The organism is Mycobacterium sp. (assembly GCF_025965855.1).
GTDB lineage: Bacteria > Actinomycetota > Actinomycetes > Mycobacteriales > Mycobacteriaceae > Mycobacterium.
The window spans coordinates 22,276-33,820 of sequence record NZ_JAOPWB010000083.1 but is presented as its reverse complement, the minus strand read 5'-3'; the positions used below and the strand labels follow the sequence as shown (position 1 = coordinate 33,820).

Sequence of the window (11,545 nt, the reverse complement as noted above, 5' to 3'; positions counted from 1 at the left end):
GGCCTGGGCCGGGACCCCCGGAGGCGCACCGGCGGCGCTGGCTGCGCGGTATTCGGCGTCGCAGCTGCGGGCCGACGGTTTGGCGGCGACGACGACGCAGATGCGGGCCTCCAGCCCGCCGTGGTTGGCCGACGAGCTGGCCCGGTCCTGGCGCGCCCAGTGGCCGCAACTGCCCGACGCCATGGAGGAAGCGGCGGCCTACGTCGCGCCCAGTTGCGCCGACCTGAGCCGGCTGGCCGCACCGCTGGCGGTGGCCGCCGCGGTCGACGACCCGATCCACCCATTGCAGGTTGCCGTCGACTGGGTCGCCGCCGCGCCGCGCGCGGCGCTGCGGACCGTCACGCTGGATCAGATGGGCACGGACACCGCCGCGCTGGGCGCCGCCTGCCTGGCCGCGCTGGGCGACCTGTAGGCGTTAACCGCCCGTCGTCGTGCGCAGCTGCTGCATGGCCGAGCCCTCGGCGCTGCGGCGTGCGGCCGGCTCGTCGGACGGCTGCCCCCCGCCATCGGGAGGTTCCCCCGCCCCCTGCGCCTGGGCCTGCTGGGCCTCCGCGGCCGCCCGCAGCTGTTCGGCCATCGGCTCGGGCAGCTGCACCGGCAACGGCGTCCGCACCGGGAGCGGTGTGTCGCCGCGGCGAACCACGGTGTCCGCCAACGCCGCTCGCGCCTCCTGCTCCAGCGCTTCCATCGTCTCGTGCGAACCGTTGACGACGCAGCGGATCATCCAGCGGTAGCCGTCGACCCCGATGAACCGCACCACGCCGGAAGCGGTGCCGACCACCTCTCGACCCCACGGGCCGTCCTTGATGCTGACCTTCGCCGAGTCCTTGCGCAGCGAATCGGCGAGCTCGCCGGCCACCTCACGCCACAGGCCGCCCGTCTTGGGGGCCGCGTAGGCGGCGATCGTGAAACGACCATTAGCCGTGACGACCCACACCGCGCTGGGAACGCCAGTCTCGGTCAGCTCGACTTGCAGCTGGCCGGCCTCCGGCATGGGGATGAGCACCGAACCCAGGTCGAGCCGGGCCAACTCGGCCACCGCGGGGTCGTCGAAGTCGTCGATGTCGAACGGGCCCTCGAGCTCTTCCAGATCTTCCGGGCCGTCCTCAGCGGCGGCCCGCGCCTCGACGTCGTCGATGTCCTTGGGATCCTTCTGCTCGTTGTCGTCTTTGCCTGCGCGTCTACCTAATGCCATCACAAACTCGCATGTCCGCCGGAGGAACCGTGACCACCATCGCCACGGGATGTTTCGGCCAGCCCGGCCTCGTCGAACGACGACACCTCGACCAGCTCGACCAATTCGACCCGCTGCACCAGCAATTGGGCGATCCGGTCGCCGCGGTGCAACACGATCGGCTCGACCGGGTCGAGGTTGATCAACGCAACCTTGATCTCGCCGCGATAGCCGGCGTCGATGGTGCCCGGGCTGTTGACGATCGAAAGCCCCACCCGCGCAGCCAATCCCGAGCGCGGGTGCACCAGGCCCACCATTCCGAACGGAATGGCGACCGCGACGCCCGTTCGGACCAAAGCGCGCTGCCCCGGATCGAGCTTGACGTCTTCCGCGCTGAACAGGTCGACCCCGGCGTCGCCGGCGTGGGCGCGGCTGGGCAGCGGAAGCTCAGGGTCGAGGCGGACAATGGCCAGACTGGTCGACACGGGGCCACAGACTACCCTTGACCGCGTGTCTCCCACGCGCGTCGCGCCGCACAGTGTGCGATATCGCGAACGACTTTGGGTGCCATGGTGGTGGTGGCCACTGGCCTTCGCGCTGGCGGCGCTGATCGCTTTCGAGGTCAACCTCGGTGTTCGGGCCCTGCCCGACTGGCTGCCGTACGCAACGCTGTTCGCCGTGGCGGCCGGGGCGCTGCTGTGGCTGGGCCGGGTGGAGATCCGCGTCACCGCGGACTCGGCCGTCCCGGACGGACTCGAACTGTGGGCCGCCGACGCGCACCTGCCGGTCAACGTGATCGCCCGCTCGGCAGAGATAGCTCCCACGGCGAAGTCGGCAGCGCTGGGCCGCCAGCTCGACCCGGCGGCCTATGTGCTGCACCGGGCATGGGTCGGCCCGATGGTTCTGGTGGTCCTCGATGACCCAGACGACCCGACGCCGTACTGGCTGGTGAGCTGCCGTCACCCGGAGCGGGTGTTGTCGGCATTACGCAGTTGACCGATCAGGCTGCGCAGTCGTTACAGATCATCACGCCGTTCTTCTCGGTGGCGAGACGGCTGCGGTGTTGAACCAAAAAGCAGCTCGAGCAGGTGAACTCGTCAGCCTGCTTCGGGATGACGCGAACGGACAGCTCCTCACCGGACAGGTCGGCGCCAGGCAGTTCAAAATTCTCGGCGGATTCGGATTCGTCGACGTCGACGACGGCCGAGGCCGCCTCGTTCCGCCGTGCTTTGAGCTCCTCCAGTGAGTCTTCCGAGACGTCGTCAGTCTCGGTGCGACGCGGTGCGTCATAGTCGGTAGGCATATCTGTCCCCTGCCCTATCCCCTCAACAAGCCTCGTTTACCTCAAGCAACGCTTTGTACCAGCGTCGAACGCATCCACCAAATGATTCGTGCCCGTATCGCGCACCATTAACATGTGATTTACGTCACACCCCGGGGTTGACACTTGTCTTGGGTCTTAAACGGTGCGTTTAGAGTGCACCTGTGGTCGCGCAAATCACCGAGGGCACCGCCTTTGACAAGCATGGTAGGCCCTTCCATCGACGCAATCCCCGGCCCGCCATCCTCGTTTTGGTGCTGCTGGTGGTGGCGACCGGCGTGGTGTGGACGGTGGCGCTGACGCGACCGGCGAAGGTGCACGAGGCCGTGGTGTGCAACCCGCCGCCGCAGCCGCCCGGCTCGGCGGCGCCCCAACTCGGTGAGCAGGTGTCCCGCAGCGCCATGGCCGACGTCAACCCGGCCAAACTCGCCGACACCAAGGTCCGCGTCCTCAACGCCAGCGGCCGCGGCGGGCAAGCCGGCGACGTCGCGGGCGCGATGAAAGACCTGGGTTTCGCGCAGCCGACCGCCGCCAACGACCCCCTCTACGCCGGCACCAGGCTGAACTGCGTGGGCCAGATCCGCTTCGGCACGGCCGGGCAGGCGACCGCGGCCGCCGTGTGGCTCGTCGCGCCGTGCACCGAGCTGTTCAACGACAACCGCGCCGACGACTCCGTCGACCTGTCCCTCGGCACGGAGTTCGGCACGCTGGCCCACGACGACAACATCGACGCGGTGCTGGCGGGCCTGCGCCCGGGTGCCACCGAGCCGTCGGATCCCGCGCTGCTGCAAAAGATTCACGCCAGCAGCTGCTGACCGCTCAGTCCGGCAGCGGCAATAGGCCACCGAAACGTTCCAGGGCCGCCAGCAGCTCGTCGGCGATTCCGGGGGCGGCGGCCACCACCAGTCCGGCGCTGCCCACCGGGCCGTTAGGCTCCGGCACCAAGACGCGGGCGCCCGCCTCGGCGGCGATCAGCGCGCCCGCCGCGCGGTCCCACACCTGCAGCCCATGCTCGTAGAAGGCGTCCAGCCGGCCCGCCGCGACCATGCACAAGTCCAGCGCCGCGGAACCGATGCGACGCACGTCGCGCACCGCCGGCAGCATGTGCGCCAACAACGCCCCCTGGCTCGCACGGCGCCGCCGTGAGTAACCAAACCCGGTGCCCAGCAACGCCATCGACAAATCGTCGACGGCTGCGCAGCGCAGCGGCTGCGTCCCGTGATCGTCGGTGACGTGCGCGCCGAGGCCGGTCGCCGCCGAGTACACGCCGCCGGCGACGACGTCGGCGACCGCCCCTGCCACCGACACGCCGTTGATCTGCGCGCCGACCGACACCGCGTAGGCGGGGATGCCGTAGACGAAATTCACTGTGCCATCTATGGGATCGAGCACCCAGGTGACCGCGTGAGGCGGCGTAGCCGCCAAATCCCGGTCGGGCCCACCACCCTCCTCCCCGAGTATCGGGTCACCGGGCCGCAGTTGGGCCAACCGATCCCGCAACAACCGCTCGGTCTCGGTGTCGACCACGGTCACCGGATCAGTCGGGGTGGTCTTCGACCGCACCGCGCCACTTCCCACGGCGGACCGGCCGGCCGCCGCCGCGCCGAACACCTCTGCGCGGCGGCGCCGCACGAACTCGGCGGCCTCGGCGGCCAACTTTTCGGCCACCAAACGCAGCTGCCCGGGCTCGTCATCAGGTCGCGTCACCGGTCCATCGCATCACAGACGCCACGGCTCCGCAGACCCCCAACCGGTGTAGTTGTGAGGCTAAGGTGAGCGGACAGGCCAAGTCTCGCCGAGGAGTTTCGATGACCAGCACCGACTCGACCACGGATGCGCCACCCGACGCGGTCACTGGCAAGCCGCAGCGTCGAGGGTTCGGCATCGACGTCGGCGGCAGCGGCATCAAGGGCGGCATCGTCGACATGGACACCGGGCTGCTGATCGGCGAACGCATCAAGGTTCTGACCCCGCAACCGGCGACGCCGTCGGCGGTCGCCAAGGCCATCGCCGAGGTCGTCAACCGATTTGGATGGACCGGCCCCCTGGGGGTGACCTACCCCGGCGTCGTCACCCACGGCGTCGTCAAGACGGCGGCCAACGTCGACAAGTCCTGGATCGGGACCAACGCGCGGGAGGTCATCAGCGCCGAACTGAACGGCCAGGACGTCACGATCCTCAACGATGCCGACGCGGCCGGGCTCGCCGAGGAGCGCTACGGCGCGGGCCGGGAACAATCGGGCTTGGTGGTGTTGCTGACGTTCGGCACCGGGATCGGGTCCGCGGTCATCCACAACGGGGCGCTGATACCCAACACCGAGTTCGGCCATCTCGAGGTCGGCGGCAAGGAGGCCGAGCAACGAGCGGCGTCGTCGGTCAAAGAGAGGCAGGACTGGAGCTACGAAAAGTGGGCCCAGCAGGTCACACGGGTGCTGGTGGCCATCGAAAACGCGATCTGGCCGGATTTGTTCATCGCCGGTGGCGGCATCAGTCGCAAGGCCGACAAATGGGTGCCGCTGCTCGGAAATCGCACCCCGGTGGTGCCCGCCGCCTTGCAAAACACCGCCGGTATCGTGGGCGCGGCGATGGCGGCGACCTCGGATGTGACGCACTGAATTTTGCCCGGTAGGCCGGTAGGAGCGCGCACTGTCGTTACAATGGTATTCGGCGACCGTCCGACTGAAAGCGTGCGAGCACTCACGCTGATCTCCAACGCCGATATTCGACATAGCAGACACTTTCGGTTGACCATGCCCAAACCCACCGAAAGTGCGTCCGACCGAAAGGGTGTAAGTGGCAGCGACCAAGGCAAGCCCGGCGACCGATGAGCCGGTGAAGCGCACCGCCACGAAGTCTCCATCGTCCCCCGCCAAGCGATCGCCGGCGAAGGCCGCCAATGGGGCCGCCCCGGCGAAACGGCCCACCAAGGCCGAGCCGCGGACCACCAAGTCCACGCCGGCACACGAGGACGCAGCGCCCAGCGACACGCCGAAGAAAACCCGCTCCTCGGCCAAGGGCGCCGTCGCAAAGGCGCCGTCCGCCCGCGGAGCGAAGGCGGCGTCAAAAGCCGCCCGCGACGAGACCGACGCGGGCCTGGAGGTACTCGACGCCGACGGCTCCCAGGTGGAAGTCGAGGATATCGACGCCGAACCGGACCTCGAGGTTGAGCCCGGCGAGGACCTGGACATCGACGCCGACGATCTCAACCTCGATGACCTGGAAGCGGTCGTGGAGGTAGAGGTCGCGGACGGCGACGACGCCGACATCGAGGCAGTCGCCGACGACGGCGCGGAGGAACCGGCAGCCGTGCCCGCCGCGAAGGGCAAGCCCGCCGCCGCAGAGGAGGAAATCGCCGAGCCTTCCGAAAAGGACAAGGCTTCAGGCGATTTCGTCTGGGACGAAGACGAATCCGAGGCGTTGCGCCAGGCCCGCAAGGACGCCGAACTTACCGCGTCCGCCGACTCCGTTCGCGCGTATCTCAAGCAGATCGGCAAGGTGGCGCTGCTCAACGCGGAGGAAGAGGTTGAGCTGGCGAAACGGATCGAAGCCGGCCTGTACGCCACGCAGCTGATGACCGAGCACGCCGAGCGCGGCGACAAACTGCCCGCCGCCCAGCGCCGCGACATGATGTGGATCTGCCGCGACGGCGACCGCGCGAAAAACCATCTGCTGGAAGCGAACCTGCGGCTGGTGGTTTCGCTGGCCAAGCGCTACACGGGCCGCGGAATGGCGTTCCTCGACCTCATCCAGGAAGGCAACCTGGGCCTCATCCGCGCGGTCGAGAAGTTCGACTACACAAAGGGCTACAAGTTCTCCACCTACGCCACATGGTGGATCCGCCAGGCCATCACCCGGGCGATGGCCGATCAGGCCCGCACCATCCGCATCCCGGTCCACATGGTCGAGGTGATCAACAAGCTGGGCCGCATACAGCGCGAGCTGCTTCAGGATCTGGGCCGCGAGCCCACGCCCGAGGAGCTGGCCAAAGAAATGGACATCACACCCGAAAAGGTGCTCGAGATCCAGCAATACGCGCGCGAGCCGATCTCGCTGGACCAGACCATCGGCGACGAGGGCGACAGCCAGCTCGGGGACTTCATCGAGGACAGCGAAGCGGTGGTGGCGGTCGACGCGGTGTCGTTCACCCTGCTACAGGACCAGCTGCAGTCGGTGCTGGAGACGCTGTCCGAGCGCGAAGCTGGCGTTGTACGGCTGCGCTTCGGGCTCACCGACGGCCAGCCGCGCACCCTGGACGAGATCGGGCAGGTTTACGGCGTAACCCGCGAGCGCATACGCCAGATCGAGTCCAAGACGATGTCAAAACTGCGGCATCCCAGCCGTTCTCAGGTCTTGCGCGACTACCTGGACTGAGCGACTTTCCCCGTCATGGCTATGACCAGCGGATTTACTGGTCATTCCAGAGATTGCGATGCGTAACCAGGACGATTTGGCAGTCTCGTGCCAGTGCGGCGCGAAATACTCTGTCCCGGTCGGTCTTCTGCTGGATCGTCTCGGCGAGCGCAAGCGGAAGTGGATACTGCCGGCCCGGCACGGCCAATAGCCGATAAGAGCGTTCGACCGCCATAGTGGGCGTTACGACGTGCCCCGGGCTTGCTCGGAACGGTTCGCATCAATCATCTCGACGGGCGGCGAGCCAAGGCTCCTGATGGGGAGCTTGGCTGCACATGCCCGAATCAAACACTCGAAGTCAAATCGGCCGCATTGGTGCCTACATATCGTGGGCCAACACCGAGAACCGAACCGCCCGAACCGAACCCGCACGCAGGGCGATGCTCGACAAGTTCGAGCACGAAGTCGACCTCGTCAAGAGGATCTGTCCGATGATCCGCTCGATTGGGACGATGACCTTCCGCCGTAGCGACGGCTTGGAGTGCCACGCCGGCAAGCAGTCGGCCCGCCACCCCACGTTTCGGGTGATGTCGTCGAGGATCTGAGGGAAGGATCCGAGCGCACTCGGCGTTGACCATTGTTAGGCAAGCTAGCCAAGCACGGCCAGCCTGCCAATCGAAGGAGCGCTGCCATGCGGATTCGACCGAAGTACATCACAACGCTGTTGGTGGCGGGAGCCGCCGCGGCAGCGATCGCCGCCGCACCGACGGCGGTGGCCGCTCCCGCTTGGGCCCAGCCGGCCGGGATCGTCACCACACCGATGGGTCACGGCGGTGGCCACGGCGGCTGGGGCGGCGGTGACCACGGCGGTTGGAGCGGCGGTGACCACCGCGGCTGGGGCGGCGGTGACCGCGGCGGCTGGGGCGGTGACCGCCACTGGGGCGGCGGTGATTACGGCGGCTGGCAATGGTGGCTGCCGCGCTGGTGATGGGCTATCCAATCGCGATGGGCCCCTGCAACCACGGTCTTGAGCACCGTGATTGCTGCAACAATCGGCCCGCCACCGCGAAGGATGACGGGCCGACGTCGGCGCCCGGTGTTCTAGGACATGCGACCGTGATTTGGTCGTAGCTCGCCATCTGCTCGGCCTCGTCGGTGGTCCTCGATCAGCACCGCGGCGAGCTCGCGCGCTAGGTGTATCGGGTGCGGATTCCGAGCGCGCCGAAGAGACGCCAGATCAATCCTCCGGAGTTGTACCCGATTACGACGGCAATGACTAGCGCGACGGCGGGGTCGAGCCAGCTCCAGCGGCCGGTGACGAAAATGATCGCGCCGGTTACCGCGACTCCCCCGGCGGCGCCGGCATCGGCGGCTGTGTCTAGCAGCACCGCTTTGATGTTCAAGTCTTCCTTACCGTCTGCGTCCTCGACGTCTGTGCCGACGATGAGTGCACCGGCCAGCATCACCACAGCGGCGATGGCACTAACAATCAGCACCGGCAGCCCGTGCACTTCTGGGACACCCGACACCAGACGTCTGGTCGCAGCCACCGCGATCCAGACGTTGAGAGCGAGCAACCAGCCTGCGTTGACCAATGCGGCGATATTGGTGGCATTCGCGTGCCCGGCCGAGCGTTCCGGTCGGCGGGCTAGCTGGATAGCGAACAGTGAAACCGCGATGGCGGCGGCGTCAGCGAGGTAGTCGACGCCGGCAGCAAGCACCCCGAGCGAGTGCGCGGTCACGCCAACGATCACTAGTGCGGCGACGAGTGCAAGGTTCAGCCCGAGCACGAGGGCAAGCCGCTGTGACTGTGACACGCCGTCGACGGTAGAGGCAGGAGGGTTGTGCGTTGAATCGGGCGGCGGCCTAGGCGTCGACCTTCGCCAGCTCTGATGTTGCGTTGCGTTCGACGAACAGCGGCACAAAATCGCGCACCGGGCGCCCGTCGAACTTGGCGTGCATTTTGTGAACGATGTCGGCGACCGTCAACGGCGGCACGGCCGAGTACTTGTGAGTGAGCCGCTCGACGACGTCACCGATGGCGTCTTGCTCGCTCCTCTTTTTCTCGATCACGCTGCCAGCGTGGCACCGCTCAGACAGACGTGGCAAGAGCGCCAGCGGCCCGCCGGGTCTGGGCTGCGGTTTAGGTAGCGTCGGCGGTCTTGGCGTCCCCCATGAACGCCTCGAATTCGTCCCTGGGCACGCCGACCTGGCGCGCGACCTCGTCGAGTGACCCGAGGCGCCTAACCGCCTCTTCGATGAGATCGCATAACGGAATCCCGGTTAGCGCCGGATCATCGGCGGCCTCGATCTGGTCGCAGCCGGCCATCTCGTCGGTTTCGTCGGCGGCCGCGATGAGCGCGGTGCCAAGCTCGCGGGCCGTAGCCGGTGTCAGCGGCGGCCCGTCGATCTCGCTCACGGAGACCGTGCGCTCAACGCTGCTGTCCCCGTGTTGCAGACCGGTGACCTCGACCGCAATGTCACGATCACGTTCGTCGCAGCCGACGACCCGCCGCGTCCCTGCGAACCCGCGATAAACATTCGGCATGCCGTCCGCGCCGGTGCGGCCGAGCTCCCAGTCGTCGACGCGGACGGCGCCGGCGGGGAGGGGCACGCGCGGATATGCTGGATTGATTTTCAGCGTGGCCGGCATGGCGTCGGGATATGTTGGATTGGCGGGCATCGCGTAACCTCTCTCGACTGTTTCAGGAAGTTAGCTCAGTCCAGGATATTTAGCATTACAGTGCTCGACTGTGAGCTCGTCTTTGCAGGTCAGGCACAATGCTTAGCCGTCCCTAGTGCGCGACTACCTCGACTGACCGGGCGGCAGCCTCAGTTCACCGCACCGCGGGTCACTTGCGGCCCGGGCGCGGCGCGGCCATACGCCGCACCGGTGCCGGGATGACCGGACGCGTCGATCAGCGTGATCTGCGCTTCCGGTTTGCTCCGGCGGAGATGTACCGCGGCGAGCACGCCTGCAGCGCCACCACCTACGACCGCGACGCGCATCATGGCGGAATGTTATGCCGGCCGTCGCCGGTTGATTTCAGTTCAGGCACAACGCGAATTCACGACGCGGCCGGCCCGAGTCGCTCCAGCGCGCCGCTGGGGTCGTAGTACAGCTCCTGGCGGGCGATCCGGCCGTCGAGGTAGCGGTAGACAACCACGTAGGTCGAGCGCAGGCGTTCGGCTCCCTGGGTCCAGTCGAACCGCACCAACACAAACGCGACGTCCGCGCCGGGCGTAATGGCGTAATCCACTGCCTCGTAGCGGATTTCCATGCAGCCCTGAATGGTCAGCGTGATGAACTCGAGCGTGCGCTCGACGCCGTCGATTCGAGCCGGCCAATCGAAGAGGCGCACCGTCGGGCTCACGTACACCACGTCCGGCTGATAGAGGTCCCGCGCGACCGCCGGATCGCGGGCCGCGAAGGCCCGCGCGAAGCACGCCTCCTGCGCAAGGAGAGCGCCCTGCGAAATTCCGCGCGTCGTCATCGGCGCACTCCGAGCACCTGTACGGCCGCGCCGGGAGAATATGCGCGGTCGACCACGAAAGTTCCTTGCGCGGTGCGGATTCCGATGTTTGGCGTCCCCATGCTGACCCGCGTCACCGTAAACGCGAACTTCCCGTCGCGGACCTCTTGGTTCAACGAAACGGTCGGCGACGAACTTCGTGCCGAGTTATGGCAGCCGGTCACCGCGGTTGTCACCGCAGGCACGGCGACAGCGCGTGAGCGCAAGAGTGCCGGTGTTTTGCCCACACAGCACTCCTACCACCAGCGGCCACGTGCGTAAAGCATTCGGGACGGTTGGCGACGACCCACGCGCCAGAACCGTTCGCAGCCAAGCCGAATCGCGGTAAATCCGGACACGGGACTGCGCCCCGCGGGCCGCCATCGTACGGTGATCGCATGTCAGCCAACCGCAAAATGGTCTCGTCCGGATCCGACTTCGAGTCGGCGGTCGGTTATTCGCGCGCGGTGCGCGTCGGCCCGCACGTGGCGGTGGCCGGAACAACCGGCGCCCGACCCACCGGTGATATCGCCGCCCAGACGCGAGACGCCCTGCGCCGCATCGAGATTGCGCTCCAGCAGGCGGGCGCCGCCCTCACCGACGTGGTGCGCACCCGCATCTACGTGACCGATATTTCACGCTGGCGTAAGGTCGCGGCGGTGCACGCACGGACGTTCGGCGAAATCCGCCCAGCGGCGACCATGGTCGAGGTTTCGGCACTGATCGCACCCGAGTTCCTGGTGGAGATCGAGGCCGACGCCTACATCGGCTCGGCGCCGGAGTCCGGCGATGCCACCGGCGGGAACGTCCCATCCGGTGCCGGCGGATAAGCGGTGACCCCGATCACGGCGCGCGCCGGCAGCGGGCCGTACAAATGCGGGAACAGCATGGACTCCGGATCCGTTGCCACCCCGGGCTCCCAGCGCAGCGGCGAACCCAGCAGCGCCGGGTCGATGTGCAGCAGTACCAGGTCGTAGCGGCCGCGGTAGAGCCGGTTGGCCGGCAGGTGTACCTGCTCGGGGGTCGATAGGTGGATGAACCCGGCCGGGGCGTCCGGACCGGGCGCGTCGGGCTGAATCCCACCCCGATCGCGGGCATGCGACCACTCCTCGAGCCCACACAGGTGCACCAGGACGTCGGGAGGAAACGTCACAGTCGTTCACCCTAAAGCGCCGCCCGAATAAGCCC

At 67.5% G+C, this 11,545-nt stretch carries 17 protein-coding genes and 1 pseudogene; 8 read left to right on the top strand and 10 right to left on the bottom strand.

Translation table 11 applies throughout. The features are described from left to right. Positions 1–412, top strand: a pseudogene (locus JWP83_RS06455) (alpha/beta hydrolase); the annotation flags it as partial. A gap of 3 nt (positions 413–415) precedes the next feature. Here JWP83_RS06455 and JWP83_RS06450 read toward each other — a convergent pair. Both JWP83_RS06450 and dut read right to left on the bottom strand, forming a co-directional pair. Continuing rightward, the gene (locus JWP83_RS06450) at positions 416–1,195 is read right to left on the bottom strand and encodes a DUF3710 domain-containing protein (RefSeq protein ID WP_297727432.1); all 780 of its coding nucleotides are present in this window, start codon (positions 1,193–1,195) and stop codon (positions 416–418) included. After that, a complete protein-coding gene (gene dut / locus JWP83_RS06445) occupies positions 1,195–1,659 on the bottom strand; it encodes a dUTP diphosphatase (protein WP_297727429.1) in 465 nt (154 codons plus the stop codon). Before dut ends, JWP83_RS06450 begins: the two co-directional genes overlap by 1 nt. Before the next feature lie 25 nt (positions 1,660–1,684). Here dut and JWP83_RS06440 point away from each other — a divergent pair, with 25 nt between their 5' ends. Further along, a complete protein-coding gene (locus tag JWP83_RS06440) occupies positions 1,685–2,170 on the top strand; it encodes a DUF3093 domain-containing protein (protein WP_297727427.1) in 486 nt (161 codons plus the stop codon). Between the two features lie 4 nt (positions 2,171–2,174). Here JWP83_RS06440 and JWP83_RS06435 read toward each other — a convergent pair whose 3' ends face one another. Continuing rightward, on the bottom strand, positions 2,175–2,477 hold the full coding sequence (locus JWP83_RS06435) for a DUF4193 domain-containing protein (protein ID WP_297727424.1): 303 nt from the start codon (positions 2,475–2,477) through the stop codon (positions 2,175–2,177). A gap of 182 nt (positions 2,478–2,659) precedes the next feature. On the opposite strand from JWP83_RS06435, the gene cei reads away from it, so the two are divergent. Then, positions 2,660–3,310 carry an envelope integrity protein Cei gene (gene cei, locus JWP83_RS06430; protein ID WP_297727421.1) on the top strand — a complete coding sequence of 217 codons (651 nt, stop codon included), beginning with the start codon at positions 2,660–2,662 and terminating at the stop codon, positions 3,308–3,310. Positions 3,311–3,314: 4 nt separating this feature from the next. Here the strand turns inward: cei and JWP83_RS06425 are convergent, their stop codons facing one another. Further along, positions 3,315–4,202: an inositol monophosphatase family protein gene (locus JWP83_RS06425; protein WP_297727418.1), complete on the bottom strand. Its 888-nt coding sequence runs from the start codon at positions 4,200–4,202 to the stop codon at positions 3,315–3,317. Positions 4,203–4,303: 101 nt separating this feature from the next. Between JWP83_RS06425 and ppgK the strand changes: the two genes are divergently transcribed. From ppgK to JWP83_RS06405, 4 genes are all read left to right on the top strand, one after another. Then, positions 4,304–5,110, top strand: a complete 807-nt coding sequence (gene ppgK / locus JWP83_RS06420; RefSeq protein ID WP_297727416.1) for a polyphosphate--glucose phosphotransferase — start codon at positions 4,304–4,306, stop codon at positions 5,108–5,110. A gap of 178 nt (positions 5,111–5,288) precedes the next feature. Next, positions 5,289–6,866, top strand: coding sequence for an RNA polymerase sigma factor (locus JWP83_RS06415; RefSeq protein ID WP_297727414.1), 1,578 nt, complete (start codon positions 5,289–5,291; stop codon positions 6,864–6,866). 314 nt (positions 6,867–7,180) lie between these two features. Further along, the gene (locus tag JWP83_RS06410; protein WP_297727411.1) at positions 7,181–7,450 is read left to right on the top strand and encodes a hypothetical protein; all 270 of its coding nucleotides are present in this window, start codon (positions 7,181–7,183) and stop codon (positions 7,448–7,450) included. 86 nt (positions 7,451–7,536) lie between these two features. Further along, complete coding sequence (locus JWP83_RS06405) at positions 7,537–7,833, top strand: hypothetical protein (protein ID WP_297727408.1); 297 nt, start codon at positions 7,537–7,539, stop codon at positions 7,831–7,833. A 202-nt stretch (positions 7,834–8,035) separates the two neighbouring features. Here JWP83_RS06405 and JWP83_RS06400 read toward each other — a convergent pair whose 3' ends face one another. The 5 genes from JWP83_RS06400 to JWP83_RS06380 all read right to left on the bottom strand — a co-directional run bounded on the left by JWP83_RS06400 (position 8,036) and on the right by JWP83_RS06380 (position 10,339). Further along, positions 8,036–8,662 carry a cation diffusion facilitator family transporter gene (locus JWP83_RS06400; RefSeq protein ID WP_297727405.1) on the bottom strand — a complete coding sequence of 209 codons (627 nt, stop codon included), beginning with the start codon at positions 8,660–8,662 and terminating at the stop codon, positions 8,036–8,038. A 49-nt stretch (positions 8,663–8,711) separates the two neighbouring features. After that, entirely contained in the window at positions 8,712–8,918 is a 207-nt protein-coding gene (locus tag JWP83_RS06395) for a three-helix bundle dimerization domain-containing protein (RefSeq protein ID WP_297727402.1), read from the bottom strand. A gap of 70 nt (positions 8,919–8,988) precedes the next feature. Next, entirely contained in the window at positions 8,989–9,528 is a 540-nt protein-coding gene (locus tag JWP83_RS06390; RefSeq protein ID WP_297727399.1) for a hypothetical protein, read from the bottom strand. 149 nt (positions 9,529–9,677) lie between these two features. Continuing rightward, positions 9,678–9,857, bottom strand: coding sequence for an FAD-dependent oxidoreductase (locus tag JWP83_RS06385; protein WP_297727396.1), 180 nt, complete (start codon positions 9,855–9,857; stop codon positions 9,678–9,680). 56 nt (positions 9,858–9,913) lie between these two features. Next, positions 9,914–10,339 carry a nuclear transport factor 2 family protein gene (locus JWP83_RS06380; protein WP_297727393.1) on the bottom strand — a complete coding sequence of 142 codons (426 nt, stop codon included), beginning with the start codon at positions 10,337–10,339 and terminating at the stop codon, positions 9,914–9,916. A gap of 416 nt (positions 10,340–10,755) precedes the next feature. Between JWP83_RS06380 and JWP83_RS06375 the strand changes: the two genes are divergently transcribed. After that, positions 10,756–11,187: a RidA family protein gene (locus JWP83_RS06375; RefSeq protein WP_297727390.1), complete on the top strand. Its 432-nt coding sequence runs from the start codon at positions 10,756–10,758 to the stop codon at positions 11,185–11,187. Here JWP83_RS06375 and JWP83_RS06370 read toward each other — a convergent pair. After that, a complete protein-coding gene (locus JWP83_RS06370) occupies positions 11,118–11,510 on the bottom strand; it encodes a DUF952 domain-containing protein (protein WP_297727387.1) in 393 nt (130 codons plus the stop codon). The two genes, JWP83_RS06375 and JWP83_RS06370, sit on opposite strands and share 70 nt — an antisense overlap. Positions 11,511–11,545: the final 35 nt, after the last annotated feature.

Coding starts and splice junctions, on each gene's coding strand:
- JWP83_RS06435 (WP_297727424.1), bottom strand. CDS start 2,477: ATGCCTACCGACTATGACGCACCGCGTCGCACCGAGACTGACGACGTC.
- JWP83_RS06405 (WP_297727408.1), top strand. CDS start 7,537: ATGCGGATTCGACCGAAGTACATCACAACGCTGTTGGTGGCGGGAGCC.
- JWP83_RS06450 (WP_297727432.1), bottom strand. CDS start 1,195: ATGGCATTAGGTAGACGCGCAGGCAAAGACGACAACGAGCAGAAGGAT.
- JWP83_RS06380 (WP_297727393.1), bottom strand. CDS start 10,339: ATGACGACGCGCGGAATTTCGCAGGGCGCTCTCCTTGCGCAGGAGGCG.
- JWP83_RS06390 (WP_297727399.1), bottom strand. CDS start 9,528: ATGCCCGCCAATCCAACATATCCCGACGCCATGCCGGCCACGCTGAAA.
- JWP83_RS06410 (WP_297727411.1), top strand. CDS start 7,181: ATGCCCGAATCAAACACTCGAAGTCAAATCGGCCGCATTGGTGCCTAC.
- JWP83_RS06375 (WP_297727390.1), top strand. CDS start 10,756: ATGTCAGCCAACCGCAAAATGGTCTCGTCCGGATCCGACTTCGAGTCG.
- JWP83_RS06385 (WP_297727396.1), bottom strand. CDS start 9,857: ATGATGCGCGTCGCGGTCGTAGGTGGTGGCGCTGCAGGCGTGCTCGCC.
- ppgK (WP_297727416.1), top strand. CDS start 4,304: ATGACCAGCACCGACTCGACCACGGATGCGCCACCCGACGCGGTCACT.